Genomic DNA, 23,538 nt, shown 5'->3' with positions numbered 1-23,538 from the left:
GGCACCGGTTCTAAAGTCTATCCAGCGGCACGAATCATGCCGCGACAATTCATGCCCAGGACTATTCACGCCCAGGAGGGGAAATGAGCGCATCGTCGATGCTCGACGCTACGGCCACGAGTCGCTCCTTCCTGCCTGCCCTCGAGTCGCTGGCTCTGCTCCAAGACCTGAACAAGCCCTGCTACCAGCAGGACGAGCCGACCTGGCATCGAAGAACCGGATCCTGACTGCAGAGCAGGGGAATCCAGGCCACTTCGGGTAAGTCCAGCCCCCGAGGTGGCCTTTTCTCTGCCTCAAACGACAGGCGCGGATGCGATCGAGCGGCATATCCCCGATCATATCCGCGCGATTTCCCATGACCATCTCCCCGACGTACCCATTCATATTCCGGCGACCCGTTCGCGGGTCCGTCGGCGCGCTCGAATTCGTCCGATCATTCATTGTCCGGACCTGCAGGAATTCATCCGCCGTCGATCGGAGGGAATTCCTGTGATTGATACCAGCCTTGAAGGAGGCAATGCCATGGAACTTCCCGTCGCACTGAGCGGGGCCCGGGCGTCCACGCTGATGTGGACCGCGGAGCACGACGTCGAACCGGCGGCACTCCAGCAGCTCCGCAACATCGCGGCTCTCGAGTACGTCCACGGTGTACGGGTGATGCCGGACGTCCACCTGGGCAAGGGAGCCACGGTGGGATCGGTCATCGCCATGGAGAGCGCGATCTCCCCGTCCGCGGTAGGCGTGGACATCGGGTGCGGTGTCTCGGCCGTCCGCACCTCGCTGACGGCCGCGGACCTGCCCGAGGACCTCAGACCCCTGCGCCTGGCCGTCGAGGCGGCCATCCCGGTGGGGTTCCGGGGGCATGAGGAGTGGCTGGACCTGCGGCCGTTCGACCTGACGAAGGGTCTCGACGTGTTCTGGTCGAGGTTCAAGGACCTGCACCCCGGGGTCCAGAAGCTCGAGCAGCGCGCACACTCGCAGCTCGGGTCCCTCGGCGGGGGCAACCACTTCCTCGAGGTCACCCTCGACGCCGAGGACCGCGTGTGGCTGGCGCTGCACTCCGGATCCCGCAACATCGGCAAGGAGCTGGCGGAACGGCACATCTCCATCGCCAAGAAGCTGCCGCAGAACCGGGACCTGCCGGATCCGGATCTCGCCGTCTTCCTGAAGGGCTCGCCCGAGATGGCCGCGTACCGCAGGGATCTCGAGTGGGCCCAGGAGTTCGCGCTGCGCTCGCGCGAGATCATGATGGAGCTGTTCAAGGACGCGGTGCGGGCGGCCGTGCCCGGGGCCGACGTCGGCTTCGACAGCGCCATCTCCTGCCACCACAACTACGTGGCGGAGGAGGAGATCGACGGGCGTGCGATGCTCGTGACCCGCAAGGGCGCGATCCGCGCGGGATCCGGTGACCTCGGCCTGCTCCCCGGGTCCATGGGCACCGGCTCGTACATCGTGCGCGGTCTCGGCAACCCGGCGTCGTTCCGGTCCGCGTCCCACGGTGCCGGACGGAGGATGAGCCGCAACCGGGCAAGGGCCACCTACAGCGTGGAGGACCTGATCGAGCAGACCCGAGGGGTGGAGTCCCGGAAGGACGCCGGGATCGTGGACGAGATCCCCGGCGCCTACAAGGACCTGGACGCGGTGATCGCGGCGCAGTCGGACCTGGTGTCCGTGGTGCAGCACCTGCGCACCATCCTCTGCGTGAAGGGCTGAGCCCCTCCGCGGGCGGGTCCGCAGCGGCTCCGGCCGCAGCGGCCCCACCCGCCTCGTCCCTCGTGGGCGATCACGGGTGGAGAACCGGCTCGGACCGGACGAGGTGTGCACCGACGGAGTGCGGGGGAGGGGAACGTCAGCGGCAGCACGGAGGCCGTCACCGTGGTGGCAGCCGGTGGAGCTCCACGTCGAGGACCCCGGCGTCGACGACGCCCGTCATGTAGGTGCAGTGCGGTTGGCGACGGCGGTCCGTGGAGGAGCCCGGGTTGAGGAGACGGAGGCCGTTCTCCGCCCGCGTGTCCCACGGGATGTGGCTGTGCCCGAAGACCAGCACGTCCACGTCGGGGTGGAGGGCCGCCATACGCGCCTCGCGGCCTTGCTTCTGCCCCGTCTCGTGCACCACGGCGAAGCGCAGGCCGCCGAGCTCGGCCCGGGCCACGAGGGGCAGGCGCGCCCGCAGCCCGGCGCCGTCGTTGTTCCCGTAGCACGCGATCAGGCGTGAGGACCGTGCCGAGAGCTCGTCGAGGAGGGCCTCCTCCACCCAGTCACCGGCGTGGAGGACGACGTCGGCGGCCTCCACCGCCGCCCACACCTCCGCGGGCAGTCCCTTGGCGCGTCGGGGGAGGTGGGTGTCGGCGAGGATGGTCAGCGTGAGCGGCATGCCCCCATTCTCCGGCCCGTGACAACACCGGGCGGCATGTGCCACCCTGTGATCAGTAGGCTTACTACTTCGCCCGAGCATGGAAGAGGAAGCACATGAACATCGACAAGTCGCAGATCATCGACCTCCTGAAGTCCCAGGGCAAGAACGATTCCGCGGACGACGCCCGGTCCCAGCTGCCCGACCAGGTGGACCCGGAGCAGCACTCGGACCTCCTCGCGAAGTTCGGCATCAACCCCAAGGACCTGCTGGGCAAGCTCCCCGGCTTCGGAGGCTTCGGCAACTGACGCAGGACCCTCGATCTCAGGAGGGAGCCCGCGGTCAGGTGGGCTCCCTCCTTCATGTCCGGGTGACGGCTCCGTCGTTCGGACCTACGGTGGGGGCAAGCACACGTACGCGGCAAAGAACAGCATCGCCGGGTCCCGCAACTGATTCCAGGGAACAGGTGACAAGCGGGGCCGGGTGCACCGAGACTCGGAAGGTACCCGGGCGATCGGGGCGCGACGGAGGGTCGGGACGATGAGTGGAGCGATCACCGTGGTGATCACGGGTGCGGCGAGCGGCATCGGACGGGCCGCTGCCCGCCTGTTCGCGGAGGAGGGCGCGCACCTGGTCCTCGCAGGGCGGGATGCAGGCACACTGGACGCGGTAGCCACCGAGTGCCGCGACCGTGGTGCAGCGGTGGTGACCGTGCCCACCGACGTGGCGGTCGAGCAGGAGGTGGAGCGGCTCGCCGATGCCGCCGTGCAACGGTTCGGGGGGATCGACGTCTGGGTGGGCAATGCCTCCCTGTACAGCTTCGGTACCTTCGAGCAGACGCCGTCGGAGGCCTTCGACCGGATCATCGACGTGAACCTGCGGGGCCAGGTGTACGGGGCCCGTGCGGCGCTGCGGGTCTTCCGGGACCAGGGTCACGGCGTCCTGGTCTCCGTGGCCTCGGTGTACTCCAGGATCACCTCGCCCTTCGTGAGCCCCTACGTGACCAGCAAGTTCGGCCTGCTCGGTTTCCTCGAGGTGCTCCGGCTCGAGCTGAGGGACACTCCCGGGATCGACGTGTGCGCCGTGCTGCCCGCCACTGTGGACACGCCCATCCACCAGCATGCGGCCAACTACGCGGGGCAGCCCGTCCGCCCTCTGCCGCCGGTCGTGGACCCCGTCCGCGTCGCGCGCGCCGTCGTCGAGGTGGCCCACCGGCCACGGCGGCTGGTGCAGGTGGGGCGCGTGCAGTCCCTGTTCGTCCTCGTCCGGGCCCTTGCGCCGGCCGTGTACGAGCCGATGGTGGTCCGCGTGTACAGCATGATCGCGGTGCGCCGCGGTTCCGTACCCGCATCCTCGGGCAACCTCTTCGACGCCGATCGGGAGCGCACGGGGGTCACCGGTGGGTGGCGTGTGCTCGGGCGCTTCCGGCGTACCCGGTGACGCTGATCCGCGGCGTGCCCATCATGGGATCGGCTCCGGGCCGTCCGTGTGAGGGACACGATAGGCGGCGCCCGCCCGCTGCGGACCTCCGTGCGCGGATGATGGTCCTATGAATCAGTGGCAGGGCGTCCTCGAGCGGTTCGCCCGCCTCATGGGTCTCGATCGTGGACGCAGGCGGGCGGGCTATGCGCTCGCCGCGGTGGCGCTCTTCTGGGTGGTCGGGTTGCTCGGCGGCCTCCAGGTCCTGCACGGTGCGGCGTCCCCCTTGACCACGCTGGTGCTGCTGTACGTGATGCTGGCCCTCGTCGTGCTCTCGTTCGTGGTCACCGCGGCAGCCGTCATGGAGCTCTGGCGCCAGAGTGCGAGGAGGCGCCGGCGCTGAGCCGACGCCTCCCCGCACCGCAGGGTTGCAGGACTACCGGGTGACCACCACGTGCTCGTTCGGCACGCAGTGCGTCATGGTCAGGCCGTCCACGTTCCGCGGCCCGTTGCTGCCGAGGTTCTCCAGCCGGGCCAGTTCGTCCTCGGACAACGTCTGGCTCGCCAGCGGCGCAAGGTCCTTGACCTCCTCCACCCCGATGCCCAGCCCCTCGCCCACGCGGGCACCGAGCTCGTCGTCCACGAGGTGGAAGTGCCACACCATGCGCTCCTGGACCTCGCGGGTGGCCTGACCGATCAGCGTCACGAAGTTGCCCACGAGATCGTCCTTCTCCCACTGCTCCAGCAGCTGATAGCGCTGACCGGCCTGCAGGTAGTCGTTGGTCAGCGGGATGCGCTTGCGTGTCAGACGGCCCGAGATCTCGGGGCCCTGGTCGTCGTGGGTGGGGTAGGTGCCCTCACGGAGCCCACCGGTGACGGACGGTTCGTAGTTCACGTGCGGGTTCTGCCCCGGCCCCAGGTCCGTGCCGAAGGACATCTGCCCGCCACGCTGGTTGGTGGCCACGGGGGCGTTCTTCGCCGCGTTCACCGGCAGCTGCAGGTAGTTCGGACCCACGCGGTGACGCTGCGTGTCGCTGTAGCTGAAGGTGCGTCCCACGAGCATCTTGTCGTCGGAGAAGTCCAGCCCGTCCACCAGCACGCCGGTACCGAAGGAGAGCTGCTCGTTCTCGTTGTGGTGGTCCGTGACGTTCCGGTTCAGGGTCATGGTGCCCACCAGCTTCGGCACGAAGTCCTGCTCCGGCCAGGTCTTCGTGTCGTCCAGCGGGTCGAAGTCGAGCTCCGGGTGGTCGCCGTCCTCCATCAGCTGCACGTACAGGTCCCACTTCGGGTACTCGCCGCGCTCGATGGCCTCATAGAGGTCCTTCGAGGCGTGACCCAGATCGGTGGCCTGGATGTTCGCGGCGTCCTCCTCGGTGAGGCTCTTCACGCCCTGGTGCGGCTGCCACGTGTACTTGACGAGCTTGGTGCCGCCGTCGGCGTCGACCCACTTGTAGGTGTTCACGCCGAAGCCCTGCATGTGACGGTAGTCGGCGGGGATGCCACGGGGGCTGAAGAGGTTCACCAGCATGTGCATGGACTCGGGCGTCTGCGACATGAAGTCGAAGATGCGCGCCGGTTCCTGGCGGAACGTGACGGGGTCCGGCTTCAGGGAATGGATGACGTCGGGGAACTTGATGGCGTCGCGGATGAAGAACACCGCGAGGTTGTTGCCCACGAGGTCCCAGTTGCCGTCCTCCGTGTAGAACTTCACGGCGAACCCGCGGGGGTCACGTGCGGCCTCGGACGAGTCGCGGCCGCCGATCACGGTGGAGAAACGGATGGCGACGTCGGTCTTCTTGCCGGCCTCGGAGAAGAGCTTGGCCCGGGTGTACCGCGCGATGGGTTCGTCGCCCCAGGTGCCCGTGGCCTCGAACTCGCCGAAGGCCACGGCACCACGCGCGTGCACCACCCGCTCCGGGATGCGCTCGCGGTCGAAGTGGCTGATCTTCTCGAGGAACTGGTAGTTCTCGAGGGTGGCCGGCCCGCGGGCACCGACGGTCCGTGAGTTCTGGTTGTCGTAGACCTGGTGGCCCTGACGATTGGTCAGGACCGGGCGGTCGTCGCCCTCGGCCGGTGGCTGACTGGAAACGTCTGTCATGGAATGCTCCTCACAGCGTGCTCTGGAAGTCGTGGGGCACGGGGTGCGGCAGCCTGCCCCGTGCCTGCTCACGACGCTACCCAAGGGGCAGGTACACAGCAACCTTACTAACGGGTCGGTACCGGGAGGTGGACTTCCCGGTCCGCCGGGGGCCCGGCGGTGACCGTGCGATCGATCCTCGAACGCGAGAACACTCGGCGGGCGTGGGTGGTGGCGGGTAGCGTGAGGGCATGCTCACAGTTCCCGAGAATTTCCCGCCCAAGTACATCAGCTTCCTCGAGGCCCAGGACGAGGGCTTCGCCGAGGTGCTCCTCATGGTCATGAAGCAGTCGGTCGCCGAGGGCAAGCACGGCATCCTGGTCAGCAGCCAGGCCACCGACCGCGGGGCCGAGACGTCCGAGGAGGTCCCGTACGGGGAAGTGGTCGACGGGGTGCGCTGAGCCCTCGCCGGGCCTCCTCCCGCCCGGTCCTGTGCCTCTGTGGGCGGGATCCGTACGGCCGGCAGGCACCCGGGGCGGCCAGAATCGGACCCCGGACACGCAGGAGGCGTCCACCCCAGAGGTGGGCGCCTCCTTGGTCGGCGAGGTCGTGCGAGCGGATCATGACGGCGGACTCAGATATTCGGCTGGTCCTCGGGGTCGGCTCCCTCGGCGGGATCCTCGGCGTGCTCCCGGATGTCCTCGGCGGCGGCGGAGGTGTCCCCTTCCGCCGGGGCCTCGCTGTGGATGCGCTCGTCGCTGGGCTGGTCTGTCATCAACTCGTCCTCTCGGTACCGGGAAAAGTAAGCTCCCTTACCATCAGTCTACAAACCTCGGCGCCGGAGCATAACCCTCGGCGGGGAGCATGACGGAGAACCGTCGGCGCACCTAGGATTCGAGCATGGACGCCGGCAGTGAGCTCATGCACCCTCAGGCCTCGTCGGCAGCCGGACGACGGCAGAGATCCGTTCTCCGCGCGGCACTCGTGGGTCTCCTGAGCCTCTGCCTCGGCCTCCTGGCGCACGCGGTGTCCGGAGGCGCCCTCCCCGGCGCCCCCATCCTCGTGGCCCTCGCCGCGCTCGCCGTCCTGGTGGCCACCCTCGTGGCGCAGGTGCGGCTGCCCGTCTGGGGGGTGCTGGTGGCGCTCGGTGCTGCGCAGCAGGTGCTGCACTGGGTGCTCGGTGGTCTGGGCGGTGGACCCTCGTCCTCGTTCCTCGGGTCCTCCCTCGGCCATCACGCCGAGGTGGAGGTCCCGGCCGGGGAGGCCGCGGTGCCGGGTCACTCCCCGGAGATGATGCTGATGCTGCACGCCCATCTGGCGGCCGCGCTCCTGGCCGGATGGGCGGTGGTGCGGTTCCCCGTGATCCGTGCCTGGTCCACGCGCCTGGTTCCCCGCCTCGCCCACGGCCTCCTCGGCAGGTGACGTGGCGGATGCACGAAGGCTCCCCCACCTGTGCGGGGGAGCCTTCGTCCGATGGTTCTCTGCGCGGCTAGTTGCTGCTGGGTGAGCTGTCGTAGAACGGGTAGTCGATGTACCCCTCGGGCCCGTCGCCGTAGAACGTGGACGCGTCCGGCTCGTTCTCCGGCAGGTTCTCGTTCCAGCGGCGTGCGAGGTCGGGGTTCGCGATGGCGGGGCGACCCACCACCACGGCGTCCCCCACGCCGTCCTCGAGCACCGCGATGGCTTCCTCGCGGTTGGTGATCACGCCGAAACCGCTGTTGATCAGGAACGGTCCGCCGAAGCGGGAGCGCAGGTCCTGGATGAGCGCGCCGGTCGGCTCGGCGTGCAGCACGCTGAGGAAGGCGAGACCGAGCGGGGCGATCGCGTCCACCAGGGCGCCGTAGGTCTCGTGGACCTCCTCGGCATCCGTCTCGAGGGCGTCCTGGATGTTGTGTGCCGGGGAGATCCGCAGGCCCACTTTGTCCGCGCCCACCTCGGCCGCGACCGCGGCGACGAGTTCGGCCACGAAGCGCGCCCGGTTCTCGGGGGAGCCGCCGTAGCTGTCGTCACGCTGGTTCGATGCCGGGGAGAGGAACTCGTGGAGCAGGTAGCCGTTGGCGCCGTGGAGCTCCACGCCGTCGAAACCCGCGACGTCGATGGCCCTGCGCGATGCCGTCACGAACTCCTCGATGATCCCCGGGAGTTCCTCCGCGGTGAGCGCGTGGGGAACCGGGTAGGGCTCCTTGCCCGTATAGGTGCGGGTGGTGCCCTCGATGGCGATGGCACTCGGCGCCACCACCTCGTACCCGCCGTTGGTGCCGGGGTGCGTGACCCGGCCGGCGTGCATGACCTGGGCCACGATGCGTCCGCCCTCGGCGTGCACGGCGTCGGTGACGCGCTTCCAGCCCGCGAGCTGCTCGTCCTCGACCAGGCCCGGCTGGCCGGGGAAGCCCTGGCCGGCGTGGCTCGGGTAGGTCCCCTCGCTCACGATCATGCCGAGGGACGCCCGCTGGCGGTAGTGCTCCACCACGATGTCGCCGGGGATGCCGTCCCGGCCGGAGCGGACGCGCGTCAGCGGTGCCATGACCAGACGGTTGGAGAGCTCGAGCGAGCCGAGGGTGAGGGGGGAGAACAGCTTCACGTGGTCCTGCTTCCTGGATCGGGGTATGTCCTACCGAGCGGTAACCGGGTGCCGGGAGGGGGTATTCCGGCTGTGTCCGGCGTCACGATGGTTGCTGCCGGTGGTCCTTCGAGGATCGCGGGTGCGAGGTCTTCGTAGGACGTGCAGGAGCCCCGGGGATGCGCTCCCCGGGGCTCCTGTCACCGTGCTCCGTACCTACCGGACGTCGTCCTGGTCCATCGCGTTCAGTGGCGCACCGCCGCGGTTCGCGGGGTCGTCGCTGCCGTCGACGTCGTCCTCCATCATGCCGAAGTCCACGTCCGCCGCGGCCTGGCCCATGCGGGGCTCCTCCGTCACGATCTGCTCGTCACCGCTCTCGTACCGTGCCTCGGCGGTCTCCTCACGGAGGGTCTGATCGCTCAGGATCCCCTCCTCGCCGATCACGGGCACACTGTTCTCGTCGTCGATCGAGTCGACGCCGGGCTCGTCCTGCAGGAGGGGGTCCTCCTGCCAGCGGTCGGGGTTCTCCTCCGCCGCATCCGCGTAGCTGTCCGGCTGCCCCTCGAGCACCGGGTCCAGCGCCTCGGGGGCGATCGAGTCGTTCGGCACCTCGGGGTCCTCGCCCACGACGGTGAGTTCCTCGTCGGGAAGATTCTCGGTCATCTGCTCTGCCTTTCGTCGGTGCTGATCGTTCGATCATCAGCCTACTGATCTTCCGGGGCGGGTGACAGTCACGGCACCCGCCCCGGAATCCCTGTGCTGTCCTCAGACGTGGTCGCGCCAGCTGTGGCGCGGGGCGTACCCGAGGACGCGCCGGGCCTTGTCGATGCTCAGCAGCGTCTCGTGCTCGGTCACCTCACGCGTGAGCCCGACGCCGGGGAACACCTCGGCGGCGAGGTCCGCACTGGACCGGCTCATCACGGTGTCCGCCGCCGCGATGATGAAGCGGTCGAAGCCCGGGCCCGCATTCTCGAGGGCCCGCTGCACCGCCTGGGCGCCGTCGCGTCCGTCGATGTATCCCCAGAGGTTCCACTTGCGCGCGCTCGCGTCGGCGTCGAAGGACGGGAACTGCGCGTAGTCCTCCGGGTCCATCACGTTGGAGAAGCGCAGGGCCGTGATGCTCAGGGTGGGATCCCACCGCGTCAGCTCGATGGCCAGCTGCTCCTCGAGGTGCTTGACCAGCGAGTAGGTGCTCTCCGGTCGCGCCGCGTACTCCTCGTCCACCGGGATGTACGGGGGCGGGGTGTCGAACGGCAGTCCGAGCACCGTCTCGCTGGAGGCGTAGACCACCCGTTTGATCCCGGCCCGGCGGCATGCCTGGAACACGTTGTACGTGGAGATCATGTTGTTGTGGAAGGTCGCGGCGTCCGCCTGCAGCCCTGGTGCCGGGATGGCACCCAGGTGCACCACGGCGTCGAGCCCCGCGTACTTGTCGTCCACGCCGGCGAGGGCGTCGGCCACCTGGCCGTAGTCCCGCAGGTCGATCCGCAGGAACTCGGGGCTGCGCTCGCCGAACTGGTCCAGTTCGAAGACCGTGTGCCCCGCCTCGCGCAGCCCGCGGACCACGCTGCGGCCGAGCTTGCCGTTGGACCCGGTGACCGCGACCGTCAGTGCACCCATCAGGCGGGGCGCGTGTCGGGGGAGACGGTCTTCGCGACATCGGTGGTCGCGAGGTGCCCGATGGCGTCGTCGATCGCCTTCAGGACGTCGTCCTCCAGCTTCACGCCCGCGGCGGCGGCGTTCGACTCCACCTGCTCGGGTTTGGATGCTCCGATGATCGCGGAGGCCACGTTCTGGTTCTGCAGCACCCAGGCGATGGACAGCTGCGCCATGGTCAGTCCCAGCCCGTCGGCGATCGGCGCCAGCTTCTGCACCCCCGTGAGGACGTCGTCGTCCATCCAGCGCTTGATCATGTCCGCGCCGCCCTTGCTGTCCGAGGCACGTGTGCCCTGCTCGGGCTGCTGTCCCGGCGTGTACTTCCCGGTGAGCACACCCTGCGCCACGGGCGACCAGACGATCTGGGAGAGACCGAGCTCCTCCGAGGCGGGAACCACCTCGCCCTCGATGACGCGCCACAGCATCGAGTACTGGGGCTGGTTGGAGATCAGCTGGAAGCCGAGGTCCTTCGCGAGGGCGTGCCCGTCCCGGATCTGCTGGGCGGTCCACTCGCTGACACCGATGTAGAGGGCCTTGCCCTGCCGGACGATGTCCGCGAAGGCCTGCATGGTCTCCTCGAGGGGCGTCTCGTGGTCGTACCGGTGCGCCTGGTAGAGATCCACGTAGTCCGTCTGCAGACGTTCCAGGGAGCCGTCGATCGACTCCATGATGTGCTTGCGGGAGAGTCCGACGTCGTTGTGCCCCTTGGGCCCCGTGGGTCCCCAGACCTTCGTGAAGATCTCGAGGGACTGGCGCCTCTCACCCTTCAGCGCCTCGCCGAGCACGGTCTCGGCCGCCGTGTTGGCGTACACGTCCGCGGTGTCGAACGTGGTGATGCCGACGTCGAGCGCGGCGCGGACGCACCGGGTGGCGACGTCGTTCTCGACCTGCGAGCCGTGCGTCAGCCAGTTGCCGTAGGTGATCTCCGAAATTTTGAAGCCGCTGTTTCCCAGGTATCTGAAGTCCATGATCCCGATGCTAACCATGCTGAGCATCCGAGTACAGACCTTTCCGTTTCCTGAAGCAACTTGTGCATCGCGCCGCTCGGGGGAGGGGATGCCAGCCTTTAGACTGGTGGGCGTCCTTCGGTAGTCACCCACCAGTGAATGAGGAATCTTGGTCGATTTCAGTGCCCGTTTCGCCACCGGGACGGAGCAGCAGAACTGGGATGCCCTCGTGACCGCGAATCCGGGCGGTGGCAATCTGCTGCAGTCCATGGCGTTCGCGGAGGTGAAGTCGCACCACGGGTGGCGGCCCCGTTTCGTGGTGCTGGACGGCCCCGGGTACACGAGCCACAACCTAGTCCTCGAGAAGAAGGTGCCCGGCATCGGGGCACTCTGGTACCTCATCAAGGGGCCGGGGGTCGGCGAGGCGTCCCACGTCCCGGCAGCCGCCCGCGCGGTCGCGGAGCTCGCCCGCAGGGAAGGCCACCGCGTCTTCGCCGTCAAGGTGGAACCGGACCTGATCGACAACCCCGGACTCCGCGAGAGCTTCCGTGCCGCCGGGCTGGTCAAGACCTTCAACCTGCAGCCCAATGACAGCACGGCCCTCCTGGACACGACGCCGGAGGCGAACCAGCTGCTGCGGAACCTGCACGCGCGTGGCCGCAACGCGGTACGCCGTGCCATCCGTGAGGGGGTGGAGGTGCGGCGCATGGAACCCACGCAGGAGACCTTCCGGGCCATGTACTCGCTGATGTCGCACATCGAGGACCGCTCGGCCGCGCGCATGCGGTCCTTCGAGTACTACAGCCGCTTCTGGCAGAACTTCGTGGACGCCGGTCAGGGCCGGTTCTACTTCGTGTACGAGGACGGCGAGCCCTCCGTGGGTGCCTTCGTGATCAACTACGGGTCCAAGGGCACCTACAAGGACGGCGGCTCGCGCCCGGCACGCTCGCAGTACGGGGACTCCCATCTGGTGCAGTGGCGGGCGATCACCGATCTCAAGGACGAGTTCGGCATCGTGGAGTACGACTTCTGCGGTACGCCGCCGAGCGACCGGCTGAAGGACAAGGACCACCCGCACCACGGGCTCGGTCTGTTCAAGACGAGTTTCACCAAGACCGTGACCGACTTCTCGGGCTGCTACGACCTCGTGGTCAGCGGCTGGAAGTATCGTGTGTGGAACACGGTTGCCGAACGGGTGGCACGCCAGATCCACTGGCGGCGGACGCACCAACCGTTCTACTGAGCACGAAGCCGCCTCCCGGGGCGGTGGATCGAGAACGAGAGGCGGCTGTGAAAGACGGTCCCACCCCGGAGCGGAGCTCCACCCCGGCCACCAACCCGTCCCCGGTGGCAGAAGCGCTCCCCGTCATCCGGAGGCCCTTCGACCCCACCCCGGACGAGAAGAAGAAGATCTCCGCGGGTCAGGGGGACGCCGTCAGCGGTGACCGCCCCGCGCGGCCACCCGGACAGGCCCCCGCGGCGAAGAGCGCCAGGGCCGGGCGGCAGCGGCACCCCATGACACGTCCGGCCGACGCGCTGCCCGGTACCCCGCAGTCCGTCCCGTCCTCGAACCGGCCCAATGCCGCCGCTCGCGGTATGCTCCGCCGCCTCGTGCAGGGCGAGGCCCCGCCCACGCAGGCCATGACCATCGTGGAGCGGCTGGCGGGGAGTCCCTACGCGAATCCCACCATCCAGGTGGCCGGTCCCGACGCCGGTGCCCGGAAGGCGCTGGATTTCTCGCTGAGTCTCGCCGAGGCCATGTTCCGGTACGGTGCAGGTGCGCTGGAGGTGGAGACCAGCATCATCGCCGTGACCGCCGCCTTCGGGCTCGACAACATCGAGGTGGACATCACCAACCAGTCGGTGGTGCTCAACTACTCGGTGAAGGACCAGACGCCCACCACGGTGCTGCGCGTTGTGCGGTCCTGGACCAACAACTACGCCGGGCTCACGGCGATCCACCGGCTCGTCTCCGACATCGCCGACGGCGGCGTCTCCCGAACCGAGGCGGCGCAGCGTCTCGAGGAGATCACCCGGCGCCCCAAACCGTTCCCGCGCTGGATGGTCACCGCGGCGTTCGGCATCTTCGCCGCCGCGATCGTGGCCTTCATCGGCGGGGGGCCCCCGGGATCGCTCATCGGCTTCGTCAGCTGCATCCTCGTGGAACTGGTGAGCAGGAAGCTCGGCGAGTGGCGGGTCCCCGAGTTCTTCTCGGTGGCCACCTCCGCCGCCCTCGTGACACTGATGGCCACCCTGTTCTGGTGGCTCCGGGTCCCCATCACGCCGGCGCTCGTGGTGGTGGGCGGGATCCTGCTGCTCCTGCCGACCGGCAGGCTGATCTCCGCCATGCAGGACGCCATCAACGGGTTCCCGGTCACCGCTGCCGGGCGTTTCGTGTCCGGGCTACTCGTGTTCGCCGCCCTGGTGGCGGGGATCGCCGTGGCCCTGGTGGCCGGAACCTCACTGGGTGTGCCGGAGCTCGAGGTCCTCGACCCCGTCGAATCGAGGTACCCCTGGCCCCTGGTGGCCCTGTTCGTGTTCGTCGCGATCGCCATGATCTGCATCGCCGAGCAGACGGACGTGAAGCTCGTGATCCCCACCTCGCTCGTGGCGGTGGCGGGATACCTGCTGCTGATCGGCGCCATGTCGGCAGGGGTGGGCTACCGGTTGGCCCCGGCGCTCGCGGCCGTCCTCATCGGTGCGCTCTCCCGGGTCGTGGCGCTGCGGATGGGGGCACCGCAGCTGGTGGTGGCGGTACCCGCGGTGATGTTCCTCTACCCCGGACTGATGGTGTTCCGCTCCATGTACCAGCTGACCATCGACGTCGACGTGGTGTCCGGGGGAGCGGCGGGGTTGTTCAACGCGCTCACCGTGGTGCTGGCCATCGCCGCCGGTGTGGTGCTCGGCGACAACCTCGCACGTCCCTTCACCCGCAGGCTGAGCGCCCAGGAGCGGCAGCGCAACCGCCGTCGTTGATCCCGCCCGGTCACCCTGCGCCGGAGCCGGCAGGAACGGGTGCTCAGGCAGTGTCGCGCGCCGCCACGGTGCGTGACCAGTCGACGGGCTCGCCGCCCTGCTCGGTCAGCAGCTGGTTGGCGCGGCTGAACGGTCTCGAACCGAAGAACCCCCGCGCCGCCGACAACGGGCTCGGATGGACGGACTCGACGGTGGGTACGGACCCGAGCAGGGGCTTCAGCCGCTGGGCGTCCTTCCCCCACAGCACGGCCACCAGTGGCCCGCCCCGCTCCACGAGGGCACGGATCGCGGCGTCGGTGACCTCCTCCCAGCCGAGTCCGCGGTGCGAGGCGGCCTCCCCGGCCCGGACGGTGAGGACCCGGTTGAGCAGGAGGACGCCCTGCTCCTCCCAGCCCGAGAGGTCACCGGTGGACGGCACGGCGATGCCGAGGTCCGAGGAGAGCTCACGGTAGATGTTCGCGAGGCTGCGGGGAACGGGCCGGGTGCGGGGATCGACGGCGAAGCTCAGACCGACTGCGTGACCGATCGTGGGGTACGGGTCCTGCCCGACGATCACCACCCGGATCCGGTCGAGCGGTGTCCCGAGGGCGCGCAGGATCTGCGCGGGGCCCGGCAGGACCCGTGGCCCGCCGTCGAGGTCCGACGCGAGCGACGTGGCGAGCCGGTGGAGCACCGGTTCCACCGGTCCGAGCGCAGCAGCCCAGTCCGCGGGGACGAGGTCCGAGGCTCGGGCGGGGGCCGAGAACGGGAAGACCGCCTCGTTCGGCGACACGGGGGTGCCGGGCCTCCTGCTGCCTTTCAGGTGAAGCCCAGGCGCAGCGCCGGAGGAGGGCGGGAGGTCGAAGAGGGTGCCGTCGTCATGTGTCATACCCTCCATTGTGGTGAGGTCGTCCGACACGACGGGCACGTATGACACGGTCCGCACCGCCCACTACCATGGAAAGACACTGTGTCGTACGGAGGAAGGCGGTGGTGACGATGACCGGGACACCCCGGCAGGCGGATCCGGGTACCGCACGACCGGAGGCCGAGCCGGCGCTCGGTGACCGGGACCAGCGGATGCTCGCCCTCGAGCGGGAGTGGTGGAAGTACTCCGGCGCCAAGGAACAGGCCATCCGGGACCTGTTCAACCTGTCCGCCACGCACTACTACCAGGCGCTCAACGCCCTGATCGACACCGAGGCGGCGCTGGCCCACGACCCGATGCTCGTCAAGCGCCTGCGACGACTGCGCTCCACACGCCAGAAGGCACGTTCCGCCCGCAGGCTCGGCGCGGACATCTAGGTCCACCGCCCGAGAACCGAAGGACCCTCCTACCCATGACCCACCATCCGCGGGACGGGTTCGCCGCCGCCCCGGAGTCCTCGGACCGCCAGGGTGTCCACCGGGACAACCCGACCCCGCCCCGTCGGGCGGCCTGGGCCCCAAGACCACGGCCGCGGTGCCCGCACTGCTGATCGGCCTCGGGTCCTCCCTCCTCCCCCCCCGCCTCGACCTCGCGGAGGCGGGGGACGGGGGCGCGTCGCAGTCCGCCCCGGCGGCGGACCCGGAGCCCGACGGAGGGGCCGGCGCCTCCCCGGAGGCCTCTGCCGGCGGCGGGGGCGCCGATCCGGACGGGACCGGCGCGGTGGGCGGTACGGGGGGCGGCATCGACCGGGAGCAGACGGTGAACGTGCTCAACGGTGCCGGGACCCCGGGTCTCGCGACGATCGGCGCGAATCGGCTCGCGGTCGAAGGATGGACCGGCACGCTGCCCGGCAACTGGGTGGGTGCGCCGGTGGAGAACTCCGTGGTCTTCTTCAACGGTGAGGACCAGCGGGCGGCTGCCGAGGCCGTGGCCGCGGACCTCGGCATCACGGACCTGATCGACGGCGCGGACGTGGCGTCCGAGATCTCCGTGGTGCTCGGACCCGAGTTCGAGTAGGCCGAGCGGACCGGTTCGGAGGCCGCCGGGGTCGATCGTCCGGCCGTGCCCCGGCAGTCCACCGGAGGGCCGGGAAGGTTGCACTCGCGTGGTGTGAGTGCTAATTATTGAGTTAGCACTCATGCGCGCCGACTGCTAAGGCCGCGCGCGATGGGTGAAGCAGGCGAACCTCTGTGGTGGGGGTGGGGTCCTGGACGTGAAAGAGATCGTCCTGGGCGCTGCCCGGCCGTCGCGGGCACCATACGCAGGCAAGCATTCATTCGCTGAGATGCAACCGTCCCGAAAGGACCTAAGCCGTTATGGCCAAGATCATTTCTTTTGATGAGGAGGCCCGCCGCGGCCTCGAGCGGGGTCTGAACATCCTCGCTGACGCCGTCAAGGTAACGCTCGGCCCCCGTGGCCGCAACGTGGTGCTCGAGAAGAAGTGGGGCGCCCCCACCATCACGAACGACGGCGTGTCCATCGCCAAGGAGATCGAGCTCGACGACCCGTTCGAGAAGATCGGCGCGGAGCTCGTCAAGGAGGTCGCCAAGAAGACGGACGACGTCGCCGGCGACGGAACCACCACCGCCACCGTGCTCGCCCAGGCACTCGTCAAGGAAGGCCTGCGCAACGTCGCGGCCGGCGCGGACCCCCTGAGCCTCAAGCGCGGCATCGAGAAGGCCGTCAAGGCCGTCACGGACGAGCTGCTCGCCTCGGCGAAGGAGATCGAGACCAAGGAGCAGATCGCTGCCACCGCCTCCATCTCGGCCGGTGACAAGCAGATCGGTGACCTGATCGCCGAGGCCCTCGACAAGGTGGGCAAGGAAGGCGTCATCACCGTCGAGGAGTCGAACACCTTCGGCCTCGAGCTCGAGCTCACCGAGGGCATGCGCTTCGACAAGGGCTACATCTCGGGCTACTTCGTCACGGACGCAGAGCGCCAGGAGACGGTGCTCGAGGACCCCTACATCCTGATCGTCAACTCGAAGATCAGCAACGTGAAGGACCTCGTGGCCGTCCTCGAGAAGGTCATGCAGTCCGGCAAGCCGCTGCTGATCATCGCCGAGGACATCGAGGGCGAAGCCCTCGCCACCCTCGTGGTCAACAAGATCCGCGGCACCTTCAAGTCCGTGGCCGTCAAGGCTCCCGGCTTCGGTGACCGCCGCAAGGCCCAGCTCGCCGACATCGCCATCCTCACCGGTGGCCAGGTCATCGCCGAGGAGGTGGGTCTGAAGCTCGAGACCGCCACGATCGACCTGCTGGGTACCGCCCGCAAGGTCGTCGTGACCAAGGACGAGACCACGATCGTCGAGGGAGCCGGCGACGCCGACGCCATCGCCGGGCGCGTGGCCCAGATCCGTGCCGAGATCGACAACTCCGACTCGGACTACGACCGCGAGAAGCTGCAGGAGCGCCTGGCCAAGCTGGCCGGCGGTGTCGCGGTCATCAAGGCCGGCGCAGCCACCGAGGTGGAGCTCAAGGAGCGCAAGCACCGCATCGAGGACGCCGTGCGCAACGCGAAGGCGGCCGTCGAGGAGGGCATCGTCGCCGGTGGTGGCGTGGCCCTCATCCAGGCCGGCGCCACGGCGTTCGCCAACCTCGAGCTCTCGGGTGACGAGGCGACCGGCGCGAACATCGTCCGCGTGGCCATCGACGCCCCCCTGAAGCAGATCGCCTTCAACGCCGGCCTCGAGCCCGGCGTCGTGGTGGACAAGGTCCGCGGGCTGCCCGCAGGTCACGGCCTCAACGCCGCGACCGGCGAGTACGAGGACCTGCTCGCCGCGGGCGTCAACGACCCCGTGAAGGTGACCCGCTCGGCCCTGCAGAACGCGGCGTCGATCGCCGGCCTGTTCCTCACCACGGAGGCCGTCGTGGCCGACAAGCCGGAGAAGGCAGCTCCTGCCGGCGGTGGCGGCGACGACATGGGCGGCATGGGCGGGATGGGCGGCTTCTAGCCCCCGGCACCGTCCGGGCCCTGCCGGGCACGGCGTACTACGGGAAGGGCGGCACCCTGTGGGGTGCCGCCCTTCCTGCTGCCTCCCGGAGGGCGGAACCCATGAGGATCAGCTCATGAACATCCGGGCGTTGCTCTGCTCGGCCTCGGCGTACTGCACGGTGGCCACGTCGAGCGCCCCGTTGATCCCGGTGAGGGATTCCTCGACCTGCTGCTGGGTGGCCCGCCACTGCAGGATGAGCTGCTGGAAGTTCGTGGCCGCCTGCCCGGTCCACATGCCCTCCAGCTCCCGCAGGCCGGCCTGCATCGAGTTGACCTCCGCCTGGAGCCGCGCGATGGTGCCCTGCACCTGGCTGCTCTTCGCCGCGAGGCTGTCGGTGTCTACGTTGAACATTGCCATGTCTGCTCCCTTGTGTGACGTGCCCTGGTGCCTCCGACGCTAGGGCACCCCGGCCCGGGGGTCAGTGCTCGGCTCCGCCTTTGTGGATAACCGGTTTCACGGAAGGCGCCTGCGGAGGAGTGATGGCACCGGACGGAACGCGTACCTCGCCGTCGGCATCCGGGATCTCCTCCTCGCCCTGTGCCGGAGGGGGGATGGGCGGGAGCCGGATCGAGAGCGTGGCGCCCCCGCCCGCCGTCTCCTCCAGGCGCCCCGTGCCGTCGTGCTGGGCCACCAGCGCCGCGACGATCGCCAGGCCGAGACCCGTACCGCCGGTCTCCCGGTACCGTGACGAGTCCGCCCGGTAGAAGCGTTCGAAGACCTTGCCGGCGTCCTCCTCGGAGATCCCCGGTCCGTGGTCGCGGATCTCGAGGACCGAGTCGCTGTGGCCGTGCAGCACGGGCGCCACACCCACGGCGATCTCGATGGGGGAGCCCTCGGGGGTGTAGCGGAGCGCGTTGGTCATCAGGTTCGCGATCACCTGACGGAGCCGGGCCTCGTCCCCCCGTGTCGGGGCGGAACGGGGTGTCCCGCCGTCGAGCCCCAGCACGGTGACGGTGCGGTCCGGGGCGGTGGCGTGCGCGTCGAACGCGGCGTCGTGCCCGAGGACCATCAGGTCGACGGGTCTCACGTCGAGGGGACGCTGCTCGTCGATCCGGGCGAGCGTGAGCAGGTCCTCCACGAGCTGACCCATCCGGATCGCCTCGCTCTCGATCCGTCCCATCGCCGTGGCGACGTCCTCCTCCTTCTGGAGGGCCCCGTGCCGGTAGAGCTCCGAGTAGCCGCGGATGGTCACGAGCGGCGTGCGCAGCTCGTGGGAGGCGTCGGAGACGAAGCGGCGCATCTTGGTCTCCGACGCCGTCCTCGCCGCGAAGGCCTCCTCGATGTGGGCGAGCATGGCATTGAGGGAGCGGGACAACCGGCCCACCTCCGTGGCGGGGCGCTCCACGGTCACCCTGCGGGAGAGGTCACCGGCGGCGATGGCCGCCGCCGTGCGTTCCACCCGCGCCAGCGGGGCGAACTGCCGGGTGACGGCCACGTACGCGATCAGCGACGCCAGTGCGATGGTCACGAAGCCGGCGGTGATCGTGATCTCCGTGGCCTCCTGGACGGACTCGTCGACGGTGTTGAGCCGGGTCGCGATCGCCAGGTAGCCGTCCTCGTTGGTGAACGGGAACACCCGTACGCGCCAGCCCTGACTGGTGGCCTCCGTCCCCGGGACGCTGGTGCCGGCGCGGCGCAGCTCGGCGATCCGGTCGGGGGTGAGGGTGTCGAGCCGGGGCCGGTCCGCGACGTCGGGCGACTGGTTCTCGCGGACGATCGAGGCGTCCTGGTCGAGGATCGCCGCGTAGTAGCGCAGGATCGTGCCGTCGTTCGCCGGGTCCTGCGAGTAGAACGTCGAGGAGACGGTGGAGGCGCTGCCCGCGATGTCGGCGTCCACCCGGTCCAGCAGCCCCTGGCGCAGCAGCGACACCGTGGCGAGACCCGTGATGCCCACCGTCACGATCATGAGGGCCATGATGATGGCGACCAGCTGTGAGCGGAGCGACGCCGCGTTCCAGCGCGTGACCAAAGGCCCGCACTAGCGCTTGCCGGCGGTGCGGAGCAGGTAGCCCACCCCGCGCTTGGTCTGGATGAGCGCCACCGCGTCCGGGTTCCGGTCGATCTTGCGGCGGAGGTAGGAGATGTAGGACTCCACGATGGACGCGTCACCGTTGAAGTCGTACTCCCAGACGTGATCGAGGATCTGGGCCTTGGACAGCACGCGGTTCGGGTTCATCATGAGGTAGCGCAGCAGCTTGAACTCGGTGGGGGAGAGGTCGATCGTCTCCCCGGCCCGACGCACCTCGTGGGCGTCGTCGTCGAGCTCGAGGTCGTCCACGCGGATCACGGCGTCGTCGTCGTCCATCGGATGGGTGCGCCGCAGCACCGCGCGGATCCGCGCCACCACCTCGTCGAGGCTGAAGGGTTTGGTGACGTAGTCGTCGCCGCCCACCGTCAGGCCGGTGACTTTGTCCTCGGTGTCGTCCCGGGCGGTCAGGAACACCACGGGGAAGTGCCGGCCGGCGGCGCGCAGACGGCGGGTGACGGTGAAGCCGTCCATGTCCGGCAGCATGACGTCCAGGACGGCGAGATCGGGGTTGTGGGTCTCGGCGGCGGCGAGGGCCTCGCGACCGTTGCCGGCGGCGACGACGTCAAACCCCGCGAACCGCAGCGACGTCGAGAGCAGCTCCCGGATGTTCGGTTCGTCGTCGACCACCAACAGTTTCGCTTCATAGCCTGTTCTGTTCACGGCCCCAGTATCCGCGCGTTGCCTGGGAGGTCGCTGGACGGGTACCTGGAACACGCTCACTGCGCGCTGGGGTTCGGATCCGGTATCGCCGTCGCGTCGAGGATCCGGTAGGCGTACCCCCGCTCCGCGAGGAACCGCTGCCGCTTGGCCGCGAAGTCCTGGTCCAGGGTGTCCCGGGCGACGACGGTGTAGAAGCGGGCGGCCCGCCCGTCGGACTTCGGCCGCAGCAGCCTGCCGAGGCGTTGCGCCTCCTCCTGCCGTGAGCCGAACGAACCCGAGACCTGGACGGCGACGGACGCCTCGGGGAGGTCGATCGAGAAGTTCGCCACCTTGGACACCACCAGGACCCTGACCTCACCGGAGCGGAACGCGTCGAACAACCGCTGGCGCTCCTTCACCGAGGTGTCCCCCTTGATCACGGGGGCGTCGAGCCGCCCGGCGAGGTCGTCGAGCTGGTCGATGTACTGCCCGATCACGAGCAGCTGCTCGTCCCGGTGCGAGGCCACCAGCTTCTCCACCACCTCCGACTTCGTGTCGGAGGTGGCGCACAGACGGTACTTGTCGGCGTCGTCGGCCATGGCGTAGGCCACCCGCTCGTCCCGCGGGAGGTCCACCCGGACCTCCACGCAGTCCGCGGGGGCGATGTACCCCTGGGCCTCGATGTCCTTCCACGGGGCGTCGTAGCGCTTCGGGCCGATCAGGGAGAACACCTCGCCCTCGCGTCCGTCCTCGCGCACGAGCGTGGCCGTGAGCCCGAGTCTCCGGCGGGCCTGGAGATCGGCGGTCATCTTGAAGATCGGCGCGGGCAGCAGGTGCACCTCGTCGTAGACCACCAGGCCCCAGTCGTTCGCATCCAGCAGCTCCAGGTGCGGGTAGAGACCGCCGCGCCTGGTGGTGAGGACCTGGTAGGTGGCGATGGTCACCGGACGCACCTCCTTCACCGACCCCGAGTACTCCCCGATCTCCTCCTCGGTGAGCGACGTGCGCTTGAGCAGCTCGTCCTTCCACTGCCTGGCCGAGACGGTGTTGGTGACCAGGATGAGCGTGGTGGTCCGGCTCATGGCCATGGCGGCTGCACCCACGAGGGTCTTGCCCGCCCCGCAGGGCAGCACCACGACACCGGATCCGCCCGACCAGAAGTTCTCCACCGCGAGCTGCTGGTAGGGGCGCAGCGCCCAGCCGTCCTCCCGCAGCACGATCGGGTGCGGTGTGCCGTCCACGTACCCCGCGAGGTCCTCCGCCGGCCAACCGAGTTTCAGCAGGAGCTGCTTGAGCTGCCCACGCTGCGAGGAGTGCACCACCACGGTCTCGCCGTCGATCCGCGGCCCGAGGAGGGGCTCGATCTTCTTGGCATGGAGCACCTCCTCGAGCACGGGGTAGTCGGTGGTGCGCAGCACCAGGCCGTGCTGGGGGTCCTTCTCCAGCCTCAGGCGCCCGTAGCGCGACATGGTGTCCTCGATGTCGATCAGCAGCGCATGGGGCACCGGGAAGCGCGAGTACTCCAGCAGCGTGTCGAGGACCTGCTCGGCGTCCAGCCCCGCTGCGCGGGCGTTCCAGAGCCCCAGCGGGGTGAGCCGGTAGCTGTGGACGTGCTCCGGTGCGCGCTCCAGCTCGGCGAACGCGGCGATCGCGTGCCGGGCCTCGGTGGCCCGCTCGTGGTCCACCTCGAGCAGGATGGTCTTGTCGCTCTGGACGATCAGTGGCCCGTCAGTCATCTGCGGGACTCCCTTCGAGGATCTCCACGTCCATGACGCGGTGTACGGACACGACTCGCTCCACCTGCTTCTCCGGGTCGAACACGCGCAGGCGCCCACCGGAGACGGAGAGTGGAACGAGGACCTGACGGACGTGATTCCCCTCCCCGTCCGCGGTGCCGAGCAGGATCCGGCTGCGCGAGCGGATGGCCGATCGCAGGGTCTCGAGTCCCAGGAGCGTCCCGCCGTCGTACGCCGCCCCGTCCACCGGACCCGGGGAGCCGGACCGGAGCGTGCCGAGCTGCGCGGTGATCTCCTCCTCGGCCACCGACCACGGGTCGAGCCTGGAGCGCGGCGAGGTCCGGGGAGCCGCCGGTGCGGCCTCCCCCGCAGGAGCGCCGGCGGGTGCCGCGGGCACCATCGTGTCCGAGGCCGCGGCGAAGCCGAGATCGCCCAGCAGCCGGTCCAGTTCCTGCGGCGATGCCGGGGAGACGAGCACGGTGGGCGCCAGCTGGACGATGCCCAGGGTGCGGGCGCGTGGATCCGACAGGACGGCGCCGATCACGGCGTCGTCCTCCGTGCGCAGATAGCTGCCCGCGCGCCCCACCCGCACCGCGCCGTGCCGGGACGCGGTGTCCTCGATGAGGTACGCGAGGGCCTGCGGCACCTCCGTGGCGGAGTGCTCACGGAGGAAGACGAGGATCGACGCGGCATCCTCCCCGGCAGCGAGGGCGGCCCGGAGCGACCCGGCCGAGAACCGGAAGGGGGTGGCCGGGCCCTGCCCCTCGGCGGTGGCCGGCCGCGCGAGACCCCGGGCCACCTCGGGCAGCAGGTAGCCGGGAGCGACGGCGGTCAGGTCCGCCTGCAGCACCACCTGGGTCACCGGGGCCGGCAGGGCATCACGGACGAGCGCGGCAGCCTCCTCGAAGCGTTCCCCGGCGATCGACCGTCCCGGGTCCGTGAGGGCGCCGCCCCCGATCAGCCCGAGGGCCGCGGCCTCCTCCAGCATGCCGGGGACCAACCGCGTGAAGCGCCGGTGCAGGCGCGGCCGGTGCCAGGAGGCGAGCCCCACCACCGCCTCCTCGGTGAGGACGGGGAGGGTCGTGGGCTGCCCACCCCCGTCAGGGCCGGTCCCCGGGGCACCGGCGCCGTCGGTCAGCTCGACGGCGACCGCGAGGAGATGCCGACGCACCGGGGGTGCATTGGGGCGCGACACCTGGGCGGCCGGGGCGTTGACGGCCGAGCCGTCGGGCAACCTGGTCAC

General features: G+C 69.6%; 24 protein-coding genes. 11 read left to right on the top strand and 13 right to left on the bottom strand.

Annotated elements, in window-relative coordinates; all coding sequences use genetic code 11:
• Positions 1-522: 522 nt before the first annotated feature.
• Positions 523-1,713, top strand: coding sequence for an RtcB family protein (locus AC792_RS00850; protein ID WP_049828707.1), 1,191 nt, complete (start codon positions 523-525; stop codon positions 1,711-1,713).
• Positions 1,714-1,870: 157 nt separating this feature from the next.
• On the opposite strand, the gene AC792_RS00845 is transcribed toward AC792_RS00850, so the two are convergent.
• Entirely contained in the window at positions 1,871-2,374 is a 504-nt protein-coding gene (locus AC792_RS00845; protein ID WP_049828706.1) for a metallophosphoesterase family protein, read from the bottom strand.
• Between the two features lie 95 nt (positions 2,375-2,469).
• On the opposite strand from AC792_RS00845, the gene AC792_RS00840 reads away from it, so the two are divergent.
• From AC792_RS00840 to AC792_RS00830, 3 genes are all read left to right on the top strand, one after another.
• A complete protein-coding gene (locus AC792_RS00840; RefSeq protein ID WP_049828705.1) occupies positions 2,470-2,661 on the top strand; it encodes a hypothetical protein in 192 nt (63 codons plus the stop codon).
• A 232-nt stretch (positions 2,662-2,893) separates the two neighbouring features.
• Positions 2,894-3,793 (top strand): SDR family NAD(P)-dependent oxidoreductase, encoded by a 900-nt coding sequence (locus tag AC792_RS00835; RefSeq protein WP_049828704.1) that lies wholly within the window; start codon positions 2,894-2,896, stop codon positions 3,791-3,793.
• A 109-nt stretch (positions 3,794-3,902) separates the two neighbouring features.
• Positions 3,903-4,175, top strand: a complete 273-nt coding sequence (locus AC792_RS00830) for a hypothetical protein (RefSeq protein WP_049828703.1) — start codon at positions 3,903-3,905, stop codon at positions 4,173-4,175.
• Between the two features lie 33 nt (positions 4,176-4,208).
• Here the strand turns inward: AC792_RS00830 and AC792_RS00825 are convergent, their stop codons facing one another.
• Positions 4,209-5,870 (bottom strand): catalase, encoded by a 1,662-nt coding sequence (locus tag AC792_RS00825; RefSeq protein WP_049828702.1) that lies wholly within the window; start codon positions 5,868-5,870, stop codon positions 4,209-4,211.
• A 230-nt stretch (positions 5,871-6,100) separates the two neighbouring features.
• Here AC792_RS00825 and AC792_RS00820 point away from each other — a divergent pair, with 230 nt between their 5' ends.
• Positions 6,101-6,310, top strand: coding sequence for a hypothetical protein (locus AC792_RS00820; RefSeq protein ID WP_049828701.1), 210 nt, complete (start codon positions 6,101-6,103; stop codon positions 6,308-6,310).
• 173 nt (positions 6,311-6,483) lie between these two features.
• Here AC792_RS00820 and AC792_RS17420 read toward each other — a convergent pair whose 3' ends face one another.
• Complete coding sequence (locus AC792_RS17420; protein ID WP_162838429.1) at positions 6,484-6,624, bottom strand: hypothetical protein; 141 nt, start codon at positions 6,622-6,624, stop codon at positions 6,484-6,486.
• A gap of 125 nt (positions 6,625-6,749) precedes the next feature.
• Here AC792_RS17420 and AC792_RS00815 point away from each other — a divergent pair, with 125 nt between their 5' ends.
• Complete coding sequence (locus AC792_RS00815; RefSeq protein WP_049828700.1) at positions 6,750-7,271, top strand: hypothetical protein; 522 nt, start codon at positions 6,750-6,752, stop codon at positions 7,269-7,271.
• Positions 7,272-7,338: 67 nt separating this feature from the next.
• Here the strand turns inward: AC792_RS00815 and AC792_RS00810 are convergent, their stop codons facing one another.
• The 4 genes from AC792_RS00810 to AC792_RS00795 form a co-directional block, all read right to left on the bottom strand.
• Positions 7,339-8,430 carry an alkene reductase gene (locus tag AC792_RS00810; protein ID WP_049828699.1) on the bottom strand — a complete coding sequence of 364 codons (1,092 nt, stop codon included), beginning with the start codon at positions 8,428-8,430 and terminating at the stop codon, positions 7,339-7,341.
• A gap of 195 nt (positions 8,431-8,625) precedes the next feature.
• On the bottom strand, positions 8,626-9,072 hold the full coding sequence (locus tag AC792_RS00805; RefSeq protein ID WP_049828698.1) for a hypothetical protein: 447 nt from the start codon (positions 9,070-9,072) through the stop codon (positions 8,626-8,628).
• A 102-nt stretch (positions 9,073-9,174) separates the two neighbouring features.
• Positions 9,175-10,020 carry an NAD-dependent epimerase/dehydratase family protein gene (locus tag AC792_RS00800; RefSeq protein ID WP_049828719.1) on the bottom strand — a complete coding sequence of 282 codons (846 nt, stop codon included), beginning with the start codon at positions 10,018-10,020 and terminating at the stop codon, positions 9,175-9,177.
• An 8-nt stretch (positions 10,021-10,028) separates the two neighbouring features.
• Positions 10,029-11,033 carry an aldo/keto reductase family protein gene (locus AC792_RS00795; protein WP_049828718.1) on the bottom strand — a complete coding sequence of 335 codons (1,005 nt, stop codon included), beginning with the start codon at positions 11,031-11,033 and terminating at the stop codon, positions 10,029-10,031.
• A gap of 148 nt (positions 11,034-11,181) precedes the next feature.
• Between AC792_RS00795 and AC792_RS00790 the strand changes: the two genes are divergently transcribed.
• A complete protein-coding gene (locus tag AC792_RS00790; protein ID WP_049828697.1) occupies positions 11,182-12,255 on the top strand; it encodes a lipid II:glycine glycyltransferase FemX in 1,074 nt (357 codons plus the stop codon).
• A 272-nt stretch (positions 12,256-12,527) separates the two neighbouring features.
• Complete coding sequence (locus AC792_RS00785) at positions 12,528-13,988, top strand: threonine/serine ThrE exporter family protein (protein ID WP_049828717.1); 1,461 nt, start codon at positions 12,528-12,530, stop codon at positions 13,986-13,988.
• A gap of 43 nt (positions 13,989-14,031) precedes the next feature.
• Here the strand turns inward: AC792_RS00785 and AC792_RS00780 are convergent, their stop codons facing one another.
• Positions 14,032-14,856 carry a uracil-DNA glycosylase gene (locus AC792_RS00780; RefSeq protein WP_082177224.1) on the bottom strand — a complete coding sequence of 275 codons (825 nt, stop codon included), beginning with the start codon at positions 14,854-14,856 and terminating at the stop codon, positions 14,032-14,034.
• A gap of 110 nt (positions 14,857-14,966) precedes the next feature.
• On the opposite strand from AC792_RS00780, the gene AC792_RS00775 reads away from it, so the two are divergent.
• The 3 genes from AC792_RS00775 (at position 14,967) to groL (ending at position 17,849) form a co-directional block, all read left to right on the top strand.
• The gene (locus AC792_RS00775) at positions 14,967-15,272 is read left to right on the top strand and encodes a DUF3263 domain-containing protein (RefSeq protein WP_049828716.1); all 306 of its coding nucleotides are present in this window, start codon (positions 14,967-14,969) and stop codon (positions 15,270-15,272) included.
• Between the two features lie 157 nt (positions 15,273-15,429).
• Positions 15,430-15,912, top strand: a complete 483-nt coding sequence (locus AC792_RS00770) for a LytR C-terminal domain-containing protein (RefSeq protein ID WP_049828695.1) — start codon at positions 15,430-15,432, stop codon at positions 15,910-15,912.
• Positions 15,913-16,211: 299 nt separating this feature from the next.
• Positions 16,212-17,849, top strand: a complete 1,638-nt coding sequence (gene groL / locus AC792_RS00765) for a chaperonin GroEL (RefSeq protein ID WP_049828694.1) — start codon at positions 16,212-16,214, stop codon at positions 17,847-17,849.
• Between the two features lie 108 nt (positions 17,850-17,957).
• Here the strand turns inward: groL and AC792_RS00760 are convergent, their stop codons facing one another.
• The 5 genes from AC792_RS00760 to AC792_RS00740 form a co-directional block, all read right to left on the bottom strand.
• Positions 17,958-18,248, bottom strand: a complete 291-nt coding sequence (locus AC792_RS00760) for a WXG100 family type VII secretion target (protein ID WP_049828693.1) — start codon at positions 18,246-18,248, stop codon at positions 17,958-17,960.
• 61 nt (positions 18,249-18,309) lie between these two features.
• Complete coding sequence (locus tag AC792_RS00755) at positions 18,310-19,860, bottom strand: sensor histidine kinase (protein ID WP_235436286.1); 1,551 nt, start codon at positions 19,858-19,860, stop codon at positions 18,310-18,312.
• Between the two features lie 9 nt (positions 19,861-19,869).
• Positions 19,870-20,580 (bottom strand): response regulator transcription factor, encoded by a 711-nt coding sequence (locus tag AC792_RS00750; protein WP_049828692.1) that lies wholly within the window; start codon positions 20,578-20,580, stop codon positions 19,870-19,872.
• 56 nt (positions 20,581-20,636) lie between these two features.
• A complete protein-coding gene (locus AC792_RS00745; protein WP_049828691.1) occupies positions 20,637-22,295 on the bottom strand; it encodes a DNA repair helicase XPB in 1,659 nt (552 codons plus the stop codon).
• Positions 22,288-23,538 (bottom strand): helicase-associated domain-containing protein (locus AC792_RS00740; RefSeq protein WP_160317584.1); only part of this gene is annotated, 1,251 nt, incomplete at its 5' end. The genes AC792_RS00745 and AC792_RS00740, both read right to left, overlap by 8 nt.

It is taken from the genome of Arthrobacter sp. RIT-PI-e, assembly GCF_001187915.1.
GTDB lineage: Bacteria > Actinomycetota > Actinomycetes > Actinomycetales > Micrococcaceae > Arthrobacter_D.
The sequence above is the reverse complement of the archived record's forward strand: the minus strand, read 5'-3'. Positions and strand labels throughout refer to the sequence as shown.